Source organism: Streptomyces candidus (assembly GCF_014207445.1).
In the GTDB taxonomy this organism is placed as follows: domain Bacteria; phylum Actinomycetota; class Actinomycetes; order Streptomycetales; family Streptomycetaceae; genus Streptomyces; species Streptomyces candidus.
Genome location: NZ_JACHEM010000005.1, coordinates 1 through 21,874, shown reverse-complemented (window position 1 = coordinate 21,874; position 21,874 = coordinate 1). Strand labels below are relative to the sequence as shown.

18 protein-coding genes and 1 pseudogene are annotated in these 21,874 nt (G+C 72.8%); 6 read left to right on the top strand and 13 right to left on the bottom strand.

Annotation, left to right across the window (positions count from 1 at the left end):
- The first annotated feature begins 125 nt into the window (after nt 1–125).
- Nucleotides 126–1,886: a cellulase family glycosylhydrolase gene (locus tag HNQ79_RS11170; RefSeq protein WP_185029633.1), complete on the top strand. Its 1,761-nt coding sequence runs from the start codon at nt 126–128 to the stop codon at nt 1,884–1,886.
- 104 nt (nt 1,887–1,990) lie between these two features.
- Nucleotides 1,991–2,974, top strand: coding sequence for an acetylxylan esterase (locus tag HNQ79_RS11165; RefSeq protein ID WP_185029631.1), 984 nt, complete (start codon nt 1,991–1,993; stop codon nt 2,972–2,974).
- A gap of 113 nt (nt 2,975–3,087) precedes the next feature.
- Here the strand turns inward: HNQ79_RS11165 and HNQ79_RS11160 are convergent, their stop codons facing one another.
- The 4 genes from HNQ79_RS11160 to HNQ79_RS11145 all read right to left on the bottom strand — a co-directional run bounded on the left by HNQ79_RS11160 (nt 3,088) and on the right by HNQ79_RS11145 (nt 6,468).
- Nucleotides 3,088–3,288: a hypothetical protein gene (locus tag HNQ79_RS11160; RefSeq protein ID WP_185029630.1), complete on the bottom strand. Its 201-nt coding sequence runs from the start codon at nt 3,286–3,288 to the stop codon at nt 3,088–3,090.
- A 415-nt stretch (nt 3,289–3,703) separates the two neighbouring features.
- Entirely contained in the window at nt 3,704–4,420 is a 717-nt protein-coding gene (locus HNQ79_RS11155) for a glycoside hydrolase family 12 protein (protein ID WP_185029629.1), read from the bottom strand.
- Nucleotides 4,421–4,906: 486 nt separating this feature from the next.
- Nucleotides 4,907–5,920, bottom strand: coding sequence for a LacI family DNA-binding transcriptional regulator (locus HNQ79_RS11150; RefSeq protein WP_185029627.1), 1,014 nt, complete (start codon nt 5,918–5,920; stop codon nt 4,907–4,909).
- Nucleotides 5,921–6,066: 146 nt separating this feature from the next.
- Nucleotides 6,067–6,468 carry a cupin domain-containing protein gene (locus HNQ79_RS11145; protein WP_185029626.1) on the bottom strand — a complete coding sequence of 134 codons (402 nt, stop codon included), beginning with the start codon at nt 6,466–6,468 and terminating at the stop codon, nt 6,067–6,069.
- 52 nt (nt 6,469–6,520) lie between these two features.
- On the opposite strand from HNQ79_RS11145, the gene HNQ79_RS11140 reads away from it, so the two are divergent.
- A complete protein-coding gene (locus HNQ79_RS11140) occupies nt 6,521–7,516 on the top strand; it encodes a GlxA family transcriptional regulator (protein WP_185029624.1) in 996 nt (331 codons plus the stop codon).
- A 152-nt stretch (nt 7,517–7,668) separates the two neighbouring features.
- On the opposite strand, the gene HNQ79_RS11135 is transcribed toward HNQ79_RS11140, so the two are convergent.
- The 3 genes from HNQ79_RS11135 to HNQ79_RS11125 all read right to left on the bottom strand — a co-directional run bounded on the left by HNQ79_RS11135 (nt 7,669) and on the right by HNQ79_RS11125 (nt 11,203).
- The gene (locus HNQ79_RS11135; protein ID WP_185029622.1) at nt 7,669–9,390 is read right to left on the bottom strand and encodes an acyl-CoA dehydrogenase family protein; all 1,722 of its coding nucleotides are present in this window, start codon (nt 9,388–9,390) and stop codon (nt 7,669–7,671) included.
- Nucleotides 9,391–9,593: 203 nt separating this feature from the next.
- Nucleotides 9,594–10,502 carry a PaaX family transcriptional regulator C-terminal domain-containing protein gene (locus HNQ79_RS11130; protein WP_185030191.1) on the bottom strand — a complete coding sequence of 303 codons (909 nt, stop codon included), beginning with the start codon at nt 10,500–10,502 and terminating at the stop codon, nt 9,594–9,596.
- A gap of 41 nt (nt 10,503–10,543) precedes the next feature.
- The gene (locus tag HNQ79_RS11125) at nt 10,544–11,203 is read right to left on the bottom strand and encodes a GNAT family N-acetyltransferase (RefSeq protein WP_185029621.1); all 660 of its coding nucleotides are present in this window, start codon (nt 11,201–11,203) and stop codon (nt 10,544–10,546) included.
- A gap of 843 nt (nt 11,204–12,046) precedes the next feature.
- Here HNQ79_RS11125 and HNQ79_RS33670 point away from each other — a divergent pair.
- On the top strand, nt 12,047–13,186 hold the full coding sequence (locus tag HNQ79_RS33670) for a helix-turn-helix domain-containing protein (RefSeq protein WP_229923375.1): 1,140 nt from the start codon (nt 12,047–12,049) through the stop codon (nt 13,184–13,186).
- A 39-nt stretch (nt 13,187–13,225) separates the two neighbouring features.
- On the opposite strand, the gene HNQ79_RS11115 is transcribed toward HNQ79_RS33670, so the two are convergent.
- The 6 genes from HNQ79_RS11115 to HNQ79_RS11090 all read right to left on the bottom strand — a co-directional run bounded on the left by HNQ79_RS11115 (nt 13,226) and on the right by HNQ79_RS11090 (nt 20,359).
- Nucleotides 13,226–13,966 carry a bestrophin-like domain gene (locus HNQ79_RS11115; protein ID WP_185029619.1) on the bottom strand — a complete coding sequence of 247 codons (741 nt, stop codon included), beginning with the start codon at nt 13,964–13,966 and terminating at the stop codon, nt 13,226–13,228.
- A gap of 48 nt (nt 13,967–14,014) precedes the next feature.
- Nucleotides 14,015–15,715 (bottom strand): hypothetical protein, encoded by a 1,701-nt coding sequence (locus HNQ79_RS11110; RefSeq protein ID WP_185029618.1) that lies wholly within the window; start codon nt 15,713–15,715, stop codon nt 14,015–14,017.
- 66 nt (nt 15,716–15,781) lie between these two features.
- A complete protein-coding gene (locus HNQ79_RS11105; protein ID WP_185029617.1) occupies nt 15,782–16,351 on the bottom strand; it encodes a 2'-5' RNA ligase family protein in 570 nt (189 codons plus the stop codon).
- 233 nt (nt 16,352–16,584) lie between these two features.
- Nucleotides 16,585–17,256 (bottom strand): molybdopterin-dependent oxidoreductase, encoded by a 672-nt coding sequence (locus HNQ79_RS11100; RefSeq protein ID WP_185029616.1) that lies wholly within the window; start codon nt 17,254–17,256, stop codon nt 16,585–16,587.
- Between the two features lie 410 nt (nt 17,257–17,666).
- Complete coding sequence (locus HNQ79_RS11095) at nt 17,667–18,722, bottom strand: GNAT family N-acetyltransferase (RefSeq protein WP_185029615.1); 1,056 nt, start codon at nt 18,720–18,722, stop codon at nt 17,667–17,669.
- 191 nt (nt 18,723–18,913) lie between these two features.
- Nucleotides 18,914–20,359: an acyl-CoA synthetase gene (locus tag HNQ79_RS11090; RefSeq protein ID WP_185029613.1), complete on the bottom strand. Its 1,446-nt coding sequence runs from the start codon at nt 20,357–20,359 to the stop codon at nt 18,914–18,916.
- A 352-nt stretch (nt 20,360–20,711) separates the two neighbouring features.
- Here HNQ79_RS11090 and HNQ79_RS11085 point away from each other — a divergent pair, with 352 nt between their 5' ends.
- Both HNQ79_RS11085 and HNQ79_RS11080 read left to right on the top strand, forming a co-directional pair.
- Nucleotides 20,712–21,266, top strand: coding sequence for a YbaK/EbsC family protein (locus HNQ79_RS11085; RefSeq protein WP_185029611.1), 555 nt, complete (start codon nt 20,712–20,714; stop codon nt 21,264–21,266).
- Nucleotides 21,267–21,678: 412 nt separating this feature from the next.
- A pseudogene (locus HNQ79_RS11080) lies at nt 21,679–21,874 on the top strand (MFS transporter); the annotation flags it as partial.

Sequence of the window (21,874 nt, the reverse complement as noted above, 5' to 3'; positions counted from 1 at the left end):
ACACCGCCTCGCCGCAGGCCCCTGCGCCGTGGACCGGCACCGTCCGCGCCGACCGGTTCGACCACGAACCCCTCACCGGCTGAACCGAGCCGGTCCCTCCGCACCCCGACCGGAAGGCACGACCCGTGAAGCACCCGCAAAGACCCGCTCACCACCGCAGCCGCGGCCCCGGACGCCTGACCGGCCTGCTGACGGCACTGCTCGTCGTCCTGGGGCTGTCCGGCACCGCGCTCGCCGCGCCCGGCGGCACGGCACGGCAGGCACCCGCCGCCGTCCAGGTCCCGGCCCGTGCCATGGACGCCGTCGCGGCGATGCAGCCCAGCTGGAACCTGGGCAACAGTCTGGACGCGATTCCGGACGAGACGTCCTGGGGCAACCCCAGGGCCACCAGGGAACTGTTCAGGACCGTGCGGTCCCAGGGCTTCCGCAGCGTCCGCATCCCGGTGACCTGGAGTGCGCACCAGTCCGACGCCGCGCCGTACGCCGTCGAAGCCGCCTACCTGAGCCGCGTCAAGGAGGTCGTCGACTGGGCGCTCGCCGAGGACCTCTACGTGGTGCTCAACGTCCATCACGACTCGTGGCAGTGGGTCGAGAAGATCTCCCAGGACCACGACCGCGTACTCGCCCGCTACCAGGCGCTGTGGACCCGGATAGCCGCGGCGTTCCGCGACGAGCCGCGCGCCCTGCTCTTCGAGAGCATCAACGAGCCGGTCTTCGGGGACGCGACGCCCGCGCGGAAGACGGAGCTGATGCACGAGCTGAACACCTCGTTCCACGGGATCGTGCGCGCTTCGGGCGGCCGGAACAAGGACCGCCTGCTCGTCCTGACCACCCAGGGCGGCACTCCCTCGCAGGAACTCATGGACGACCTGCACACCACGATCACGGCGCTGCGCGACCGGCACCTGATCGCGACCGTGCACTACTACAGCTGGTACCCGTTCAGTGTGAACGTCGCGGGCGGCACCCGCTACGACGCCGCCGCCCGGAACGACCTGACCGACGCCTTCGCCCGGATGCGCGACACCTTCACCAGCAAGGGCATCCCCGTCTACCTCGGCGAGTACGGCCTGCTGAGCTGGCCCGACCACTTCCACCCGGACCGCGTCGAGCGGGGCGAGGCACTGAAGTACTTCGAGCACGTCGGGCACGCGGCGCGCCGGGCCGGCGTCACCACCGCACTGTGGGACCCCTTCGCGTACCTGGACCGGGCCACCCTGAAGTGGCGCGACCCCGCCCTGTTCGCCTGGATCAGGTCGAGCTGGACCACCCGTTCCGGGACGGCCTCCTTCGACAAGGTCTACGTCGCGAAGTCGAAGCCGGTCACGGCCCAGTCGCTCACCCTGCACCTGAACGGCACCACTTTCCGGGGGTTGTGGCACGCCGGCACCAAGCTCGCGGAGGGCAGGGACTACAGCGTTTTCGGCAACCGGATCACCCTCACGGCACGGACGCTGACGCGGCTGGCCGGCGACCGGGACCACGGGATCAACGCAACGCTGGAGGCGCGTTTCTCCCGCGGACTGCCCTGGAGGATCGACGTGGTCACCTATGACACACCGGTGCTGTCGGACGCCACGGGCAGCGCGACGGCGTTCGCCGTTCCCACCCGGTACCAGGGTGATCAGCTGGCGACGATGGAGGCCACGTACGGCGACGGGACCAACGCCGGACCGACCGGTTGGACGCCGTTCCAGGAGTTCAACGTGGCCTTCTCGCCCGACTACCCGAAGGGCACGATCGTCCTGACCCGCGCGTTCCTCGACGCGCTGCGGGAGGGCGGGACGGCGCATCTGACCTTCCACTTCCACAGTGGCGCCAAGGTGCAGTACAAGGTCGTCAAGTCCGCGGGCTCTGTCACCGGTACGGCCGTCAGGGAGTCCTGACCCACCGGCCGGTGCTCCGGCCGCCCATGACCCGGGCGGCCGGAGCACCGGCGTTCGTCCGTCGCGGTCCGCCCTCCCCGTCCCCTCCTCCCCGAAGGGCCACCATGTCTGCGCACGATCAGGTTCCCGACGATCTCCGCACCTACCGGCCGGAGTTGTCCGTACCGGAGGACTTCGACGCCTTCTGGCAGAAGACCCTCGCCGAAGCCCGCACGCACGACGCAGAGGTGCGGACCGAGCGGGTCACCGGGAGGTATCTGCTGAGCACCGTCGAGGTGGACGACGTACGCCTCCCCGGCTGGCGCGGCGAGCCCGTGGCCGCCTGGCTGCTGCGTCCGCGCGGCGCGGAAGGGCCGCTGCCGGTCGTCGTCACCTACGCGGGCTACTGCGGCGGGCGCGGGCTGCCCACCGACCACCTGCTGTGGTCCGCCGCCGGTTACGCCCAACTCGTCGTCGACAGCCGCGGCCAGGGCCACGACACCCCGGACCGCGGTGAGGGCGACGGCACCCAGTGGGTCGAGGGGTTCATGACCCGCGGCATCGAAGCCCCCGCCCACCACTACTACCGGCGCCTGATGACGGACTGCGTGCGCGCCGTGGACGCGGTCGCCGAGCTGCCCGGACTGGACAGCGGGCGGGTCGTGGTGGCGGGAGGCAGTCAGGGCGGCGGCCTGGCCCTCGCGGTCGCCGCTCTCGCCGCCGGCCAGGTAGCCGCCGCGCTGGTCGACGTGCCGTTCCTGTGCCACTTCCGGCAGGCGGCACGGATCAGCGAGGACGGTCCGTACCAGGAGCTCGTGAAGTACCTGCGCTGGCACAGCCCGCACCGCGTCGGGACGGCCTTCGAGACCCTCGACTACTTCGACGGCGTCCACTTCGCCGGCCGCGCGGCGGTCCCGGCGCTGTTCAGCGTCGGTCTCATGGACCCGACGTGCCCGCCCCTGACGGTCTACGCCGCCTTCAACCACTACGCGGGCACGGACCGGACCATGACCGCCTGGCCCTTCGCCGACCACGGAGGCGGCTTCGGCCACAACACCGCGCTCCAACTGGAGTGGCTGCACCGGCGCGGGCTGGCTCCGCAGCAGTAGGTGAAGGGGGGCGGGCGGCCCGCCCGGATCCCCCGAGTCATGGGCACGCTGCCGGGGTACGCGAAAGCGCTGCCGCCATCCCCGTGAGCCCCGCCGGACCTGCCGCGCGGGGCTCACGCCCGTTCTCCCGCTGCCCGCACCTCGGCGGCCGATTCCCGTGCGGACTGATCGGCAATCCTCTTGGCCTCTCCCCGGGTGAAGGCCTCCGTCACCGCCGCGGGCACGGCAGGGACCCCGGCATCGGCGACCGTGCCGACCGGCTCCGCCGCCCCGGCGTACGCCGCGACCACTGTTTCGGCCCGACCGTCACCCACCGCGACCCGCGTTCCCGGCGCGATACCGCGCCGCCCCCGTCGGCACAACGTGCGCAGCCCCCCGTCCGCCATGGAGTCGCCACCGCCTACGAGGCGGGGGACGGGAACGGCGCCTGCCTGTTCGGCCCGAGCCCCGACCTCATGGTCGCGGCCTTCGTCGCCGGGGGACGGCAACGGGTGCGGCGGCACGATCCGGCTCACCGACATTCACGGCGAGCGGCTGACCGTCCCCGGGATTCGGGTGCGGCCGGGCGTCGTGCAGCCCACGGGGGTCCGGTTCGCCCGGCGCTGACCGACGGTTCCGGGCACGGAGGGCCGACCGCGACCGCGCCGTGCGCGAAGGGCCGAGGCGGGTTCGCGCCCGGGGAGGGACGCGGACCCGCCTCGGCCCGGGCGCGGCCGAAGTGCCGGTCCGTCAGCCGCCGTCGATGGTAAGGCTGTTGGTGGTGAAGTCACGCCCGCCGGCCGACGAAGTGATCTCGTAGCCGAACTGGACGTCGCCGATGGTCTCGTTGCCGGGCATCCAGCCCTTGGTGTGCGCGATCCAGTGCAGGATCGGCTTGATGTCCACGGTGCCGGAGTGGGAGTCGGACGTCCGCAGGAACGAGAACACCTGGTTGTGCCCGTTGCTGCCCTTGTAGACGTTCCAACTGTGGCCGCCGAGCGTGACGTTGCCTTGCCAGGTGCCGAGCGGGCCGACGGCTCCGTGGTCGTTGACCCAGAGCATGATCTCGTACTCGTGGTCGGTGTCCCAGATGTCGTACGACGTGTTGTACGCGCCGGACGACGGGACGCTGACGTGGTAGCTGCTGGTGAGGCGGGAGATGGAGTCGATCGTCTTGTTGATCGTCTTCGTCGAGTTCGGGTAGGACTTGATGCCGCCGGTGTTGGGGTGGTCGGCCCACACCCCCCAGTTGGTGGCGGAGTTGGCCCAGAAGCACTGGCTGCCGGCGCCGGAACCCCAGATGTTGTTGTAGAGCTTGTAGCCGCCCAGGCTGGTGTTGCCCCATTGGTCGCAGGTGTTCCAGACCGCCGCCGAAGCGGGTGCGGCGGCCAGGCCGACGACGGCACCGAAGGCCATCGCCGGTGCCAGCACGGCCCTGCCGAGCTTGCGTAGCGCGCTTCTTGCCATGGTGTTCCTTCCACGGGTGGGGGGAGAACGCGGGGGTGCACCACGCCCGTGAGGGAGGGACGCGGTTCTTTCCGGCGACGGGCCCGGGTGGCTGCGCGTCGCGGAAGCAATCGAAGCGCTTCGATATGGCTGCGAGATTAGGTGAACACCCAGTGACACACAAGAGCCATCCCCAAGATTCCTTCGGGAGCCCGAAAAGTCCGGCCCTGAACTCCGGAAGCACCTCACGCCCCGCTTGTGGACGCGACGGCGACGACCTCTTGACACCCCTACGAGTGGACGAGGAGCATCGAAGCGCTTCGCCGCTCTCTTCGCAAGAATGCAGGGAGGTGCCAGGTGGTCGGCTCCCGCGAATGCCAGGCGGGTGCACGCTCACGTCGTACGCACCGCGGCCCGTCGTGCAACGGTTCGGCGGCACCGCGTTCCGCCCTGGTCAGGAGCCGGGGGGCGGCCGCACTGTCGGGTGCGGGGACGCTGCCGCGCCCGTCACCTCCCGGCGGGAGCCGGTCCGCTGCTCGCCCGGACGACGAGTTCGGGTGCGAGCAGGAACACTTCCTCGTCGGCCTGTCCGTCGATCTTGGAGACCAGCCGGTCGACCGCGTGCCGCGCCATCTCACGCGCCGGGATGGTGACGGAGGTCAGCCGGACCGAACCCTGGAGTGCCACCTGCTCCGGGCAGACCGCGACCACCGAGATGTCCTCGGGCACCGCCCGTCTGTCCTGGCGCAGCAGGCTCAGCAGCGGTTCCAGTGCCTGTTCGTTCTGGACGACGAAGCCCGTGACGTCGGGGCGCTCGGTGAAGATCTGCCCGAGGGCGCCGGCCAGCGCGGCGTAGGTGCCCTCGCACGGGCGGTGCAGTACGCGCAGCCCGTGCTGGAGCGCGCGGGTGCGCAGCCCGTCGATGGTGCGTTCCGCGAAGCCGGTCTTCCGCTCGTACACGGCCGGCGCTTCTCCGATGACGGCGATCTGACGGTGCCCAAGCTGCGCCAGGTGCTCGGCGCACAGGGCCCCGGCTTCGGCGAAGTCGAGGTCGACGCAGGTGAAGCCGGTGGTCTGCGCGGGGAGGCCGATGAGCACGGCGGGCCTGCCGCTCTCGCGCAGCAGGGGAAGACGGGCGTCGTCCAGCTCCACGTCCATCAGGATGATGGCGTCGGCAAGACCGCTGCCTACCACCCGGCGCACGGCGGCGGGCCCCTCCTCGCCCGTGAGCATCAGGACGTCGAAGCCGTGCTCACGGGCGTGCGTGGCGACGGCGATGGCGATCTCCATCATCACGGGCACGTACATGTCCGTACGCAAGGGCATCATCAGCGCGATGATGTTGGACCGGCTGCTCGCCAGTGCCCTGGCCCCGGCGTTGGGGTGGTAGCCGAGCTCCTGGATGCTGCGCTCCACCCGTTGCTTCGTCACCTCGGAAATGGTCCGCTTGCCGCTGAGGACGTAGCTCACCGTGCTGGCGGAGACTCCGGCATGCTGGGCTACGTCGGCAAGGGTGACCATCGGATCTCCATCTGATGAAGCGCTTCGACAACGCATTCCACGTCCATATTGGCGAATTGCACGCACGATAGTCTGAGTCGGCGACCCCTGTCCAGGACAGGTTGTCGAAGCGCTTCGACACAGGTTCCGTCACGGAAGGGATCTTCTCAGACCTCCGCCCCCAGCACGTGCCCCTTGGTCGCGTCGACGTGGTCGGGGACCTCGTCGTGCCGGTCGCCCACGGTCGGGGTGCCGGTCGGCTCGAACATCAGGATGGCGGCGCCGCCCGGGGCGGACGGTTTGTGCTCCGTGCCCCGGGGGACGGTGAACACCTCGCCCCTGCGGAGCAGGACCGTACGCTCACCGGACGCCTCCCGCAGGGCGATGCGCAGTTCTCCGTCCAGGACGAGGAAGAACTCGTCGGTGTCGTCGTGGGCGTGCCACAGGTGCTCGCCCTCTACCTTGGCGATGCGTACGTCGTAGTCGTTGACGCGGGTGACGATGCGCGGGCTCCACAGGGCGTCGAAGGAGGCGAGGGCGTCGGCCAGGGCGATGGGTCGGTTGCTCATGACTCCACGATGAACCGTTTCGGCGGGCGGAGGTGAGTGCTAGCAATGGCACATGCCGAAAGAATCCTCGCAGCGCGGGCCGACGGCCGACCGGCTGCACCGGGTCGTCGTGATCGTGGACGAGAACTCCAACCCGTTCGAACTCGGTTGCACCACCGAGGTGTTCGGACTGCGCAGGCCGGAGCTCGGGCGGGAGCTGTACGACTTCCGGCTGTGCTCCCCCGCGCCGCTGACCTCGATGCGCGACGGATTCTTCACCCTCACCGGGGTCGCGGGCCTGGAGGCGGCCGACAGCGCCGACACGCTGATCGTCCCCAACCGTCCCGACGTCGAGGTGCCGCGCCGTCCCGCCGTTCTCGATGCCGTCCGGCGGGCGCACGCGCGCGGGGCACGTCTGGTGGGGTTGTGCAGCGGGGCGTTCACGCTGGCCGAGGCGGGGGTGCTCGACGGGCGGCGGGCGACCGCGCACTGGCAGTGGGCGGACGCCTTCCGGTCCCGCTTCCCGGCGGTACGTCTGGAGCCGGACGTGCTGTTCGTGGACGACGGGGACATCCTGACCGCCGCGGGGAGCTCCGCCGCGCTCGACCTCGGCCTGCACCTGGTGCGCCGCGATCACGGGGCGGAGGTCGCGAACTCCGTGAGCCGGCGGCTGGTGTTCGCCGCGCACCGGGACGGCGGGCAGCGGCAGTTCGTGGAGCGTCCCCTGCCCGACCTGCCGGACGAGTCGCTGGGGCCCGTCCTCGCCTGGGCGCAGGAACGGCTGGACGCCCCGCTCACGGTGGCCGATCTGGCGGCACGGGCGGCCGTGAGTCCGGCGACGCTGCACCGGCGGTTCCGGGCGCAGTTGGGCACCACGCCGCTGGCGTGGCTCAGGGGTGAACGGATGGCGCTCGCCTGCCGGTTGATCGAGCGTGGCGAGTCGCGCATGGATGTGGTGGCGAGGCGCAGCGGGTTGGGGACGGCGGCCAATCTGCGGTTGGCGATGCGGCGTGAGAGGGGGGTTTCGCCGTCTGCGTACCGGAGGAGGTTTGGGCCACGGGTTGCGTGAGGGGCACGCGGGGGGGGGTGGTGGAGGCGGTGGGGGGACGGAGACGGCGCGGGGGCGTACGGGGCGGGGCGGGGCGGGGGGCAAGGGGGCGGCGTCCGGTGGGGGCCGCCCCCTTGCCCGCCCGTTCCGCCCCCCCCGGGGGGCGGTGGGGGCTACTGGGACATTTCGTAGGTTCCGGCGAGGGATTCGACCCGGGTCCAGACCTTGGCGGAGCGGTCGGCGTCCACGGCCGGGCGGCGGATCGCGGACAGCGCCCAGTCCTGCTGCTGCGTGGTGGCGGAGTCCTTGCCGTGCAGTTCCACCGCGTGCGCGGAGAAGTCCCGTACGAGTACGGCACACAGCTCGTCCAGGACGTCCTCGTCGAGTCCGGTCAACTTGGCCTGCTCCAGGACCAGTTGACCATGCACGACGAGTGCGAACAGCTGGCCGACGGAGAGCAGCAGGTCGAGGTCGCGGCTCTGCTCCTCGTCCGGGGCCGCGGTCTTCACGAACTCGCAGAGCGCTTCGGCCTGTTCGCGCAGGAGGGCCACGTTCGGCAGGGCCGCGTACGCGTCGAAAGCGGGCCGCCAGTCGTGGAAGCGGATCGCGCCGAGGCCGCGGGCGGGACCCTGGCGGAAGAGGAAGTCGTCGTCGGCCGCGTCGCGACGGGTCGGGACGCTCTCGTAGGGGGCCGGGTCCAGGAGGTGGTTCCTCATGAACTTCAGGATCAGGGCGAGGTTGACGTGGACCGTGCCCTCCAGCTTGGGCAGGCTGCGGATCTCGACGGCCGCCTGGGCGAAGTAGTTGTCCTTCTCGAAGCCCTTCGCGGCGATGACGTCCCACATCAGGTCGACGACCTTCTCGCCCTCGGTGGTCACCTTCATCTTCGTCATCGGGTTGAAGAGGAGGTAGCGGCGGTCGTCGGGGCCCGCGGTGCGGAAGTAGTCGACGGCGCGGTCGCTGAAGAGCTTCATGCCCACGAGGCGTACGTACGCGTCCGTCAGTTCGCGGCGCACGTGCGGGAACGCGGTGACGGGGCGGCCGTAGAGGATGCGGTTGTGGGCGTGCGTGACGGCCTCGTACATCGCGTGCTCGCAGATGCCGATGGAGGCGGTGCAGAGGTTGAACTTGCCCACGTTGACGGTGTTGAGGGCGGCGTCGAAGGCGGCCCGGCCGGTGTGCAGGACGTCGGCGGCGGTGACCGGGTAGTCCTCCAGGCGGAACTCGCTCACGTACTTGGAGGAGTCGACGACGTTCTTCACCAGGTGGTACGCGTCGTGGCGGCTGTCCGCGGCGAAGAAGACGTAGCCGTCGGGGCCTTCGACGTCCGTGCGCCGGCCGAAGACGGAGACCAGGCCCGCCGCGTTGCCGTTGCCGATGTAGTACTTCGAACCCGTGGCGCGGAACCCGCCGCCCCCGTCGGGGGTCAGCAGCATGTCGGTGGAGTAGATGTCCGCGCCGTGCGACTTCTCGGAGAGGCCGAAGGCGAACACCTCGCCCTGGTCGAGGAGTTCTGCCGCGCGGGTACGGGCGGCGGCGTTGTCGCTCTGCCAGACGGGGCCGAGGCCCAGGATGGTGACCTGCCAGGCGTACCAGTAGTCGAGTCCGTAGAAGCCGAAGATCTCGTTGAGCGCGGCGTTGCGGGCGGTGTCCCAGCGCTTGTCGGCGTTGCCGTCGGCGTCGGACGCCGGGGTGAGGAAGGTCGCGAACAGCCCCTCCTTCGCGGAGAAGGCGAGGAAGTCCGCCAGCCAGGCGCGGGAGCGGTAGTCCTCGATGAGCCGGCGCTTGCCGCGCGCCTCGAACCAGTCGACGGTGGCCCTCAGCAGACGGCGGGTCTCGGGGTCAAAGCCCTGGGGGTCGTACGTGTGGGGGTTGAAGAGGAGGGAGTCGGCCATGAGGGGTCTGCCTTTCGCGGCGGGCGGGTCGCTGGGTCGAGGTGCCACAGCGCGATTTTGCTATGCAACTTGTTGCATAAACAAGCGTGGCAGTCCGGTTGAGACACGGCTCACCCGAACGGGACGCCGACCGCCGCGTGGGCGGGAGGGTGGTCCGGGCCGCCGGACATCCGCCACCAGACGCAGCGCCCCCGGCGTGGCGATCACCGGGTCCAGCCGGTGGTGCCGTCCGAGGCGCCGCGGGCGTCCGTCGTGCCGCGGGCGGCGCGGGCCGCCGCCTCCCGGGCGACTCCGGCGTAGCCACGGAAGAGGGCCGGGCGCGTACCGCCGGTCCCGCCGCCCCCGTCCCGAGCCTGAAGGGCCGCCCAGCTCCGCGCGACGAGTTCGCGGGCCTCGGTGCCGGGCCAGGGCCGGGGCAGGAGTTCGGGCGGCAGCAGGGGATCGGGTTCCAGAGCACGGCTGAGTTCGGCCGCCAACTCGACCGCCAGGGTGAGGCGTTGGGTGGTGGTCAGGGGGTCGGGTCCGGTGAGCAGGTCGAGGCGGGGCCGGGCGACCCGGGCGAGTCGGTGGTAGCGGTCGGCGATCTCCGGCAGCGGCCACAGCTCCCGGGCGAGCGCGGCGGGCTCCCGGGTGTCGCCCCTGCGCAGATCGGTGGTGGTGCAGAGGGTGAGCGCGCCGTGGGCGCCGAGCCGGTGGGCGGCTTCCTCCACGTACGGCTCCCAGGCGCCGGCGCTGACGTACAGCCCGCCCTGCAGGGGCGCGCCGCCGAGGTGCAGCAGCCTTTCTCGCAGGGCGTTCCGGACGGTGCGTTCGGCCTCGGGCACCGCGAAGGCGGCCAGGTGCCAGACGCCGTCCCAGGGAGCGAGGCCGGCGTCCTGGCGGAAGGCGTACCCGAGGAAGTCCGCGTTCGGCGCGAGGGCGCGGAGGGTGGTTCCGGTCGCGCGCAGGGTGGCTCCGCGTCCGCGGCCCTCGTGGGTGAACCGGTCTTCGGCCACGAGGCGCTTGACGCACAGCCGTACCTGCTGGTCGCTCATGCCCAGAGCGCCCGCGACGTCGTACAGCTCGTCCGCGGCGACGGTGCCGTCCTCCCGGACGAGTGCGTGGACGAGCATCCGGGTCGGGATCTCGACGTGGTCTGCGGTGGTGTGGTCCGTCACGAGCCGTTCTCCCGGTTCGGGGCGGCGGCCGGGACGGGGCGGCGCATGGTGGTGACCGCGCCGAACCCCAGCAGTCCGCGCAGGTACGGCGTGCGCACCGTCCGTACGGGCGTGAAGCCGCACCGCTCGTACAGGGCCCTGGCGCGGGGGTTGGTGTCGATGACGTCCAGCCGGACCTCCCGGCAGCCGTGCTCGGCCGCCACTGCGGCCGTCTCGGCGAGGAGCAGGCTTCCGACGCCGCGGCCGCGTACCGCCGGGTCCACGGCGATGCCGTCCATGACGAGTTGCCCGGGGGCGGGGCGGCGTTCAAACAGGGCGAGGAGGAGGAGCCGGGGCAGGCCGCGCAGGCGCCCGTACGCCCGCAGGACGTCGGCGGCCGTGCCGCCGGTGAGGGCCCGGCCGTCGAGCTGGTGGCCGGCCAAGCCGACGAGTCGGCCGTCGAGGAGGGCGCACACCGCACGGTCGGTGTGCAGATGGGCGGCGAGAAGGGGGACCGCCTTGTCCGGCGGGTTCAGGGCGGGGCCGAGTTTGCGGCCGAAGGCCTCCCAGTAGAGCTCTGCCGCCCGCCGCTCGGTGCCCGCCGGGAGGCCGCGCCGCACCGTCACCGGCCCGGTGCCTCCGGCGCGGGCGTCGGCGTGCGTCGTGTCCGGTGCCATGGCGTTCCCCGTTCTTGTCGGTCCCGTCGTCCTCACGCCCCAAAACTATCACTTGCCAAACGGTCGTGCCGGAAACGATAGTTCTCGTCGGCAGCTCGGAAGCAGACAGACCCGAACAGAGGCGGCCCGATCCCATGTGCCCGAAGTCCCGTTCCCCTCGACGCGGTCGGCGGTCCGTCGTCGTCACGCTCGTCACGGCACTGGTCGTGACCGCCGGACTCGCCGGGGTGGTCCTGTGGCAGCACTCGTACGCCATGACGGAGCAGCGGGTCACGATCCGGCACGGCAGCCACACCCTGCACGGCGTACTGACCACCCCCGAGGACGGCCGCGCCCGGCACGGCCTGGTCGTGTTCGTGCACGGCGACGGCCCCGTGAACGCCACCCACGACGACGGCTACAAACCCCTGTGGGAGGCGAACGCCCGCGCCGGATACGCCACCCTGTCGTGGGACAAGCCCGGCGTCGCGGGCGCGCCCGGCAACTGGCTCGCCCAGTCGATGGACGACCGGGCCGACGAGGTGGCCGCCGCGGTCGCCTGGGCGCGCGCCCGCCCCGACGTGGACGGCGACCGGATCGGCCTGTGGGGTGCCAGTCAGGCGGGCTGGGTCCTGCCGAAGGCCGCCGCGAGAACACGGGTGGGCTTCGTCGTCGCGGTGTCACCCGCGGTGAACTGGCTCCGGCAGGGCCGTCATCACCTGCTCGCGACGCTGCGCGCGGAGGGGGCGTCCGAGTCCCGCATCCGGGCCGCGGTCGCCCGGAGCGACACCGTCCGCCGACTGCTGGAGCGCCGGGCGACCTTCGAGGAGTACGTGGGGGGCGGTGGACGGCGACACGGACGGTATGACAGCCGCCCGTTGGGGTTTCGTCTCCAGGAATTACACCGCGGACGCCACCCGCGACCTGGGCGCCCTGCGCGGAGTGCCCGTGCTGCTGGCGCTCGCGGGCCAGGACCTCAACGTGGACACCGCCGACACGGAACGCGGCTACCGCGCCGCACTGGACCCGGGCGGCGCCCTGACGGTCCGCCATTACCCGGACGCCGCCCACTCCATGGTGCGGAAGTCCGTGGAGGACTCCGGGCCCCGACTCGCCCTCACGGCACTCCTGGCCCCCCGCGCGCTCTTCGCCGACGGACTCCTGGACGACCAGCGGCGGTTCCTGGCCGACCCGGCGCCGAGGGCGGCCGTCCGGCCGCAGGTCCCGTCCGGGCAGGCGGGTGGACGCTCGTACGTGCGTGCCCGTCCGCCCGTGTCCGTGTTGAGCCGCCTCAGTGACCTCTCCGGAAAACTGCGTCAACCTCGCTCCCCTTCTCGGACTGGCGCGTTGGACCGGGTGACCGTTCGTACACCGAAGGAGATCGTGTTGAGCCGTACGAGCAGGAAGCACAGGACCGGCCGGACGAGCACGGGCAAGACAGCCAGGAAGGGCCGCAAGCACCGCCGGGTGAATCTGACGCCCCGGCCGGTGACCCCGGCGGCCCGGCGCAAGGACCGGGCGGCGGGCACACAGCCAGGTGCCGAAGGCGCCGCGGCGGCCGGGATCGCACAGGAGGCCCAGGCCGCTCCGACAGCCGAGGTCACCACGAAGGTCCGGGCCGCTCCGCAGGCCGAAGACACTCCGGGGGACGAGGCCGCAGCAGCGGGCGGGGTCGCCTCGGCGGACACCGTGCCCGGAACGGCCGCCCTCGAAGGGCTGAGCCGCAACGCGCAACGCACCCTGAGCTGTCTGTACGGCAGCGGCGCGCACGGGGCCACGCCGGAGGACCTGGGCGAGGCGGTCGGCTACACGGCGCGTACCGTCGCCAAGCACTTGGACGGGCTGGCCCGCAACGGCCTGGTGGTACGACAGGCGGACGGCAGGTGGTGCGCAGTCGGCCCGCAGCCCGGCAGCCCGGACCACGGACCCCGCCTCCCCGCACAGGACTCCGCGCAGAGCCGCGCCCACGACCCCGCGCGGGACGGTCTCAGAAGTGGCGCGTAGCGGCTGCGTCCTCGGCAGCGGCGCGTGAAGGGCGCGGTCTCAGAAGTGGCGCGTGAAGGGTGCGGCGCCGACGGACAGCAGCCCGCTGAACGGTGCGTCGAGCTGGTGGATGAGCAGCACCATGAAGGCGATGAGCCCTGAGAGGCCCATGACCATGACGACGTGACTGACGCTGCGCTGCACCCCGAACATGAACATGAACGCGACGGTGAGCACGCCGCCGACGATCAGCCCGAACCACAGGACGGGCGGCAGTCCGTCGTCCGCGTCGGCCTCGCGACCGCGCCGGGCGTCGTCCAGCAGGACGAGCTGGACGAGCATCTCCTGGGCGGTGGCCTGCTGGGCCCGGGTCGCGCCCTCGGGGACCTGTCCGGCGGACCGCAGGCCGCTCAGCAGCTGCCAGCCGTGCCCGTCGGGCAGCTCGCCCCGTTCCATCGCGGGCCACTCGACGTCCGTGACGTGCCGGACATAGGCCTCCACCCCGGACTTCATCCGCTCCCGCTGCACGGCGGGCAGCCCGTCCGCCAGCAGGTGCACCTGGTGGGCGGCGCCCGCCTCCGCCTGCACGTGCTCCTCGGCGCTGGAGTTCGCGTCCCACACGCTGACCAGTGCCAGGCCCAGCACCAGGGCGTACAGCACGCCGACCATCATGGAGATGTACTCGGCGACGTCCTCGCGTGGTTCCTCGTCGGGTCCCATCGGCCAGAAGTGGTGCTTGACCAGGACGGCGGCTGCGCCGAGCAGCGCGACGCCGAGGACGATCGCGAGGGTTTCGGTCATCGTTACGCTCCGGCTTCCTGTCGTCGACTGCCTCTCGGCAGAGGTGCGTCAATGTCTGCGGGACCCCAGGACCGCGGCTGCCACGGCGGCGGGGATCAGGATGAGGAACAGCGCGACGGCCACCCCGATGCCTGTCGGGCTGCGTTCGCCCCGCAGGAAGCGGCTCACGGCGGCGCGCCCGTCCTGGGGCCGCTGCGCGGCGGACCGCTCGCGCTGTTCGGCGGACCGGTCCGGCTGTGCGGAGGGTTGTTCCGGCTGGTCGGCGGGGTTCTGCGGTACGGCGCCCTCCGGCCGTTCGGCGGGGTCTTCCGGTACGGCGAGACCGGGCGGAAGAGCCAGCCCCGGCGGTACGGCGAAGCCGGGCGGAAAAGCGAGCCCGAACGGCACGGTCAGGCCCGGCGGAACGGCGAAACCCGGCGGGACGGCCAGGCCGAACGGCACGATCAGGCCCGGCGGCACCCCCGGGCCCGGCGGAACCGCGAAACCGAACGGCACGGCGAGTCCTGGAGGCACAGCAGGACCAGGAGGCAGTGCCAGACCTGGCGGAACCGCACCTCCCGGCGGGAAGGCAATACCGGGCGGCACAGCCAGGCCCGGCGGGACCGCCCCGCCCGGTGGAACCGCCGCCCCTCCCGGCGGCATCGCGAGGCCCGGCACGCCGGTGGGGGGCTCCGCCCCGCCCGGGGCCCCCGCCCCCGCTCCGGGCAGCACCTCGGGCGGGATGCCGGGTCGGACCGGCGCCCCTGGCGCCCCGGAGCCGCCCGGGGCCCCCGCCCCGGACGCCGAAGGGTCGCTCGGCGCGGGTCGCTGCGGTGCGGAGGGCCGTGACGACGCGGGCGGCGGCGTCCTGGGGATGACGAAGCGGGCCGAGGAGCGGGCGGTCAGCGGAGGCGGCGCCACGGACTCTCCCCGCCGCCCGAGGGTGCGGATGCGGTCGGTGCCCCGGGCGCGCCCTTCGGCGACGTGGAGGCCGGGCGGGCGCCGGACGGTGGTGGTGCAGGTCGCGGACGTTCCCGGGGTCAGCCGCCCGACGACCGGCCCGCCACCGCCCGCGCACACGATGCGGGGAGCGGCGGCACGGGCGAAGGAGGCTCGGGTGAAGGAGGCTCGGGTGGAGGCGGTACGGGGGGAGGCGAGGGCGGCGTCCGTGACCGTGACGGCGTACACCGTGCGGTTGCCCGTATTGGTCAGTACGTACCGGACTTCGGCCTGCGACGGGCCGGTGACCCGGGCGGTCTGCGTCAGGCTCAGCTTTCCGCCGACCCCGGCGTAGCCGGACCTTGCGGTGGCCCGCACGGTGGCGCGCAGGTACGGGATCCGTCCGGTGGCCACCACCTCTGCGGTCCAGCTTCCCAGCTGTGCGGGGGCCTGTGCCGTGCACGTCACCGTGCGCAGGCCGGGGAGCAGCGGTACGCGGTCGCCGCCGCCGGGGCAGCGGATCCGTGCTCCGGGCATTCCGGGGTCCGACACCCGCAGCCCGTGCAGGTCGGCGCCGCCCCTGTTGATCAGCCGGTAGGACTTGACGACGGGCCCGCGCACCCGGATGCCCGGGTTCTGCGCGCCCAGGCCCGGCCTGGTGTTCACCGTGACCCGGAGCGTCAGCCCGCCGCTCCCCGCCCCGTCGGCGACAGCGAGCGGAGTGCTTCCCGCAGCGGCGACCGAGGCGATCAGGCACGGCAGGAGCAGCCGTGCGAGCCCTCGTGCCCGTGCGGCGAAGGACGCCCCGCGCCGGATCGGCATGATGATCACATCGTCACGGTCGTGAGCGGACCGCACTTCGCGTGCCAGGCGCGCCGGGCGGCGACCGCCCACCACTCAAATGCTTCCCGCGGGAACATGCCGCCGCCGGCCCCGGGGCGGGCCGGGCGGGGCCGGACGCAGGGCGTACCCGGCCCGGTCCTGCCAGCGTTCGCCGTCCCAGGCGATGAGCTGGACCGTGCCGATGCGGCAGGTCAGCGGCAGCAGCGGGGCGAGCTCGCGCTCCAGTGCGTCGTACGCGGCGTCCTGGGTGGCGGGGCCCTCGTTGTTGGCGATGGTCAGATGGGGGGCGAGTCCGGGGCCGAAGATGCCGCGGTACGGGACGGCCTCGGGCCAGCGCCGGGTGAGGTCCTCGGTGAGGGCCCGTACCGGGGCGTGCGGTCGCGGGTCGAGGTAGAGCACGCCGGGGTAGCGGTCGAACCGGGCGAGGGTGAGGGTGAACGCGTCGTGGCCGCCGAGGAGGCCGGCGAGTTCACGGCGGAACGCGGCGTCCATCCGGCTCTCGTGCACGAAGGGATAGAGCACCGTCACATGGGCGGGGAATCCGGCCCGGACCAGCGGATCGGCCTCCGGGACCCGGAGGGTGAGCGCCGTATCGCCGGGTACGTCCGGCCAGCCGTCGGCCATCCTCCCCACCTCTCGCCCTTCGTACGCCGTACCCCTCGTGCCCCCCGCACGCCCGTGATGGTCGCATCCGGTCCGGCGGGCGCGCACACCGGCACCCCCTGGCCCGTCGCTCGCCGACGCCGATGCCCCGCCGACCCCGGGCTCGACGCCAACGCCTGGGACGGCACACGGGCCGGGGAGGCCGACGTGCCGGCGCGGCTGTTGCCGGCACCGTGCTGTTCAGCGGCGGTGGGTCAGCGCGTGCGGCGGCTGCCGCCCCGGGCGCTGAGTGCGCGGATGGGCGCGATCAGCGCCCGGTAGACCGGCCGCACCACCCGGCCGGGAAGACGGCGGTGGCGTTCCTCCTGCCAGACCCGCGCCCTGAAGTGGGCGGCGAGGGGCGAGAAGCGGTCGGGGTCCGGGGGCCGGGTGGTGTGGAAGTCGACGCGGCACAGGTGCTTCGTGCTGACGAAGCCGTACTGGCCGGGGCTGACCAGCCGCACGGGCGCGCCGTGGTCGCTGTTCAGCGGCTGCCCGTCGAGCCGGTCGGCCAGCAGGACGTCATGGGCCAGGGCGTCCTCGATGAGCACGACGGACCGGTAGCCGTCGAGACCCTCGAACACGACGTGGCTGACCGACGTTCCGGGGGCGAGCAGCGGTTCGACCTGTGTGCGGTAGAAGGTCGCGAAGGCAACTCCCTCCCACAGCAGGCCCGTTGCCGACCAGCCGGCGACGCAGTGGAAGTCGGCGCGGAGTTCCTGCCGGGGCAGCTTCGCGAGGTCGTCCACCGGCAGCTCGAGGGACTCGGTCAGCGCGCCGCCGATCACGATCACCGGGTCGGCGGGGACGGGCGGCGGCGGGCGGTGCAGATGCGTGCCGAAGCGTGGGAACCCTGCAACGGCGCGTTGGCCGGGGGGAAGTGACATGTCGATCCTCCGGGAAAGGGGAGTCGAACGGACCCGGCACCGATACGTGTCGGCGTCCGGGTCCATCATGCCGTCCGGCATCCTCCGGGCGGTCGGCGGGGGTCAGCTGGGCGCTTCGGCTCCCTTGCGGGCGTAGAACCACCAGGTGACCGGGACACAGCTCGTGGGAGGGCCGGGCGGCCGCACTCTCCGGGACCTTCGACGGCGGCGTGGAAGGCGGGCACGGGGAGGCACGGAAGGCAGGCACGGAAGGCGCGGAGGCGGGCGCGGGAAGGCGCGAGCGGACCCCCTTCGCCGAACGGGCGAACGGTCGTCGGCCGTGCGCCCCGCAGGTCGGCCGTGCGCCCCGCAGGTCGGCCGCGCGCCCCGCAGGGTGCACGGGACGGCCGCCCCGTCCGGCGCCGTACGCGCTACCGCGCCCCGTCCTCGGGCGCGGCGGTCTCCAGGGCGCGCGCGTATGTCACGGACTCGCGGTCCACCGTGAAGCCGCTCTGCTGGTAGAAGCCCAGCGCGCCGCTCGGGTTGGCCGTGTCCACGGTCAGCGACGCCGTGTCGTATCCGGCGTCGCGTGCGGCCCCCAGCAGCTCCGCCAGCAGGGCCGGCGCCCCTCCCCTGCCGCGCCAGGCCCGGCGCGTACCGAGGTAGCCCACGTGGCAGTCGCGGCGGCCCGTCGCGGCCGTCTTCGCGTCGTTCTCCTCCGCGAGGAGGTACGCCACGACCTCGTCGCCCGACACCAGCAGCCTGGACATCGCGGGCCGGAACGCGCCGGCGCCGGTGACCCTGGTGTGCCAGTCGGCCCGGTCGAGTTCGGTGAAGTTCCAGTGGTCGCGGAAGGCGTCGTTGTGGGCGAGCCGGGTGGCCTCGTCGTACTCCGGGCCGTACGGGACCGATCGGGTGCCCTCGGGGGCCGGCCGGGGGTCGGGACGCCCGGAGTCCAGGGGGTGCTTCATGGTGAACCACCAGCGCGACGGCGCGAAGCCGCACTTCTCGGCGAGGCGCCGCAGCCCCTCGTCCCCGGCCAGCCCGTCGAGCAGCAACTCGCCCTTGAGGTCGGCGAGTTCGGCGTTCTCGGCGTGCCTGGCCGCGGCACGGTCCGCCAGCCAGGTGACGAGCCCGGTTCCCAGTCCGCACCGTCGCAGGTCGGGGTGGACCGCCGCGTCCCCGCCGAAGCGGGCGGCGTCGCTCGCGCCGTGCGGGGTGTGCAGCACGGCGTACGCCACCAGCCGCTCCCCGTCCCACCAGCCGGTACTGTCCCGCGCCAGGTCGAGCTTGGGGTCCTCCAGGACTTCGACGAGCTCCGCCGCGTCGACGTGCTCTCCGGCCCGGTCGATCCGCTCCACGGCCTCGTGGAGTTCGAGCCAGGCCGATACGGCGTCCCGGCTCAGGGGCCGGGCGGTCAGGCCCCGTACGGCGTCGTCCTGTCCCCGTGTGTCGTCCTGCCGGTGCGCGTCGTCCTGTCCCTGCACGTGCTGCCGTCCTTTCGCGAAACCGGCGGGCCCGGGGGCCTGCCGCCTCGAACGATCAAAACACGCAGCGGCCCGGGGGACATGTCGGGGGCCGGGGCTCAGGAGGGCCGGCCCCGGAGGGAAACCCGTCCGGGCCTCCCCTCCGGGTGCACGGTCCCGACGATGCCGTCGTGGGCCCCGGCCGTCCCGTCTCAGGCGTCCTTCAGGGCCTTCTTCATGATCTTCCCCATGTCGTTGCGGGGCAGCGATTCCCGCAGCCGCACCGTCCGGGGCCGCTTGTACGGGGTCAGCTGGGCGGCGACGTGGTCGGCGAGCTCCCGCTCGCCGGGCGGGGCCGCCGGATCCCTGGGGACGATCCAGGCGACGACCCGCTCCCCGAGGTCCGGGTCCGGTTCCCCGGTGACGGCCGCGTCGGCGACGGCCGGGTGCTCCAGCAGCACGTTCTCGATCTCGCCGGCCCCGATCCTGTAGCCGCCGCTCTTGATGAGGTCGGTGGAGCGGCGGCCGACGATCCGCACGGCGCCGTCCGGGTCGGTCGTCGCGATGTCGCCCGTACGGAACCAGTCCCCGTCGAAGGCGGCTTCGGTGGCGTCGGGCCGGCCGAGGTAGTGCAGGAAAAGGTTCGGGCCCTTCACCTGGATCTCGCCGAGCGTCTCGCCGTCGCGGGCCTCGACGGTCCGGCCGTCGTCGTCCACGAGGCGCAGTTCGACGCCGTTCAGCGGGGTGCCCACGCTGCCCGGCCGGGGTGCGCCGCCCGGACGGACACTGGTGATCATGAGCGTCTCGGTCATCCCGTACCGCTCGACGACCTGCTGTCCGGTGGCCGCGGTGAGGGCCTCGTGGTCGCGTCGGGACAGCGCGGCCGAGCCGGAGACGAGGAGCCGGGCGCCGCCGAGGGCGTCCCGCAGCGCCGGGTCGGCGGGCAGGGCCTCGGCGAGCCGGTGGTACATCGTCGGCACCCCGAAGAGCATGGTCGCGCCGTCGGCCAGTGCGTCCCGGGCCCCCTCAGGGGAGAACCTGCCGAGGTGGCGGAGGCTGCCGCCGCTGCGCAGCGGGCCGAGGACGCCCAGGACGAGACCGTGCACGTGGAACAGCGGCAGCCCGTGCACCAGAACGTCGTCCGCGCTCCACTGCCACGCGTCGGCGAGCGCGTCGAGAGTCGCGCGGACCGCCCGCCGGGGCAGCACCGCGCCCTTCGGCGGGCCGGTGGTGCCCGAGGTGTAGACGATCAGGGCGGGAGCCTCGTCGCCCGGCTCCGGCGGCAGGTCGGGCAGCGGTCCCCCGGGCGCCAGGTCGGGATGGACGACGGGGAGGGCGGCGAGCGGCCCCGGCAGCTCGATGCCCGGTGCCGCGAGCACGAGTTCGGGTGCGCTGTCGGTCACCAGGTGGTCGAGTTCACGGGCTCCGCTGCCGGGATTGAGGGGTACGAGGGGAACTCCGGCGAGGAGCGCGGCCAGAGCGCCCACGGCGGTCTCCAGGGTCGGAGTGGCCCACAGGGCAACCCGTCGTGCGCCGCTGAGGTGGACCGCGGTGGCCGAGGCCGCCGCCCGGAGCCCGGCGTAGTCCAGCGCGCGCTCGCCGAACCGCAGGGCGGGCGCGGCGCCGGCTGTGTCGAGGGCGGGGAAGAGAGCGGGCATGTCTGTCTCCTGTGGGGGGCGGGAAAGCGCGGCGGCCGGGGCGGGCACAGGGCGTGCGCGGCGGTGCGGCCCTGCGGAGGAAACCTCTCATGATCCGGCCGGGGCGGAACAGTGCCTCTGCGGCCCCGGGGGCAGCCGGGGGCCGGCAGCGGGCCCTCCCTCGGGCACCACGGACGGCGACGGGCCACGAGAGGTGGGCGACGCGTCAGCCGACGGGGCGCTCCGGGCTCCCCTGTTCACGGGACCCCGCGCCCCTCCAGTCAAAGGCCGGCAGCACAACGGCAGTTGTCCCCGCGGCCCGCATGGCGGACGCGAACCGTCTCCGCGTTCCCGTTTGGGCACCATGGCCCCTATGCAGACACCTTTCGATGTTTTCGAGGAACTCGCGCCCGCCCCCGGCCGTCTGGACGAACTCGTCGCCCCCGTCGCAGCCGCCCTCCGCGACTGGCGCGGGCCGGTTCCGGCGTCCGAGGTGCGCTACGTCGAGACCGATCCGGCGGTCGCCGACACCGCCGCCTTCGTCGAGCGCTACGGAGCCGGTCTCCTCGCCGCGTCGGCGACCTGCGTGATCGTCGCCGCCAAGCGCGGCGGCGAGACCACCCTGGCCGCCTGCCTGATCCCCTCCGCGGCCCGCGCCGACGTCAACGGGGCGGTACGACGCCACCTGGGTGCCCGCAAGGTCTCCTTCGCCCCGATGGACACGGCCGTCGGCCGTACCGGCATGGAGTACGGGGGCATCACCCCGATCGGCCTGCCCGCGGACTGGCCGCTGCTCGTCGACGCGTCCCTGCTGGACCTGGAGCGGGTCCTGATCGGCAGCGGCCGACGGGTCGGCAAGCTGGTCGTGCCGGGAAAGGTCTTCGCCCAGCTTCCCGGGGTAGATGTCCTGCCTGGCCTCGCGGGCTGACGGGCCGTCGGGGCAGACGGGTTGACGGACCGTCGGGGCGGCGAGCTGACGGGCCGTCGGGGCGGCGAGCTGACGGGCCGACCGCGCACGCCAACGAAAAGCGGAATAGTTCATTCAACTCCGGACGGATATCGACCAGTTCAGGTTGCCCCTGTGACCTGAATCTGTCACCAGGTGACTACTTTCGGACATACCTGCGCCGCCGACCCGGATCTTTCCGCCGCAGGCCGTACACACCTGTGAACAGCACCCCGCACACCTCCCACACAAGTCCGCAAGTGGCAGCAGTTCATCTACTGGTCGCCCGCATCTGCCGGAATATTTACGTTTGTTGGACGCCGGGGAAGGAAAAAAGTCCGGAACTCTCAAGTCCGCTTTGACTCTTGATCTTCCCTTGGTGAAGGTCACGTGCATGCCCACCTCGACACGAGCCGCTCCCGGCGGCCTCCTTCGCCTGCGCGATTTTCGCCTGCTGCTCGCGGGGGCGACCGCCGGGCAGGTAGGCGCACAGGTCACCCTCGTCGCGCTGCCGCTCGTCGCCGTCCTCGAACTCCGGGCCCCCGCCTTCCAGGTGGGCCTGCTGACGGCCGCCGAGACGGCCGCGTTCC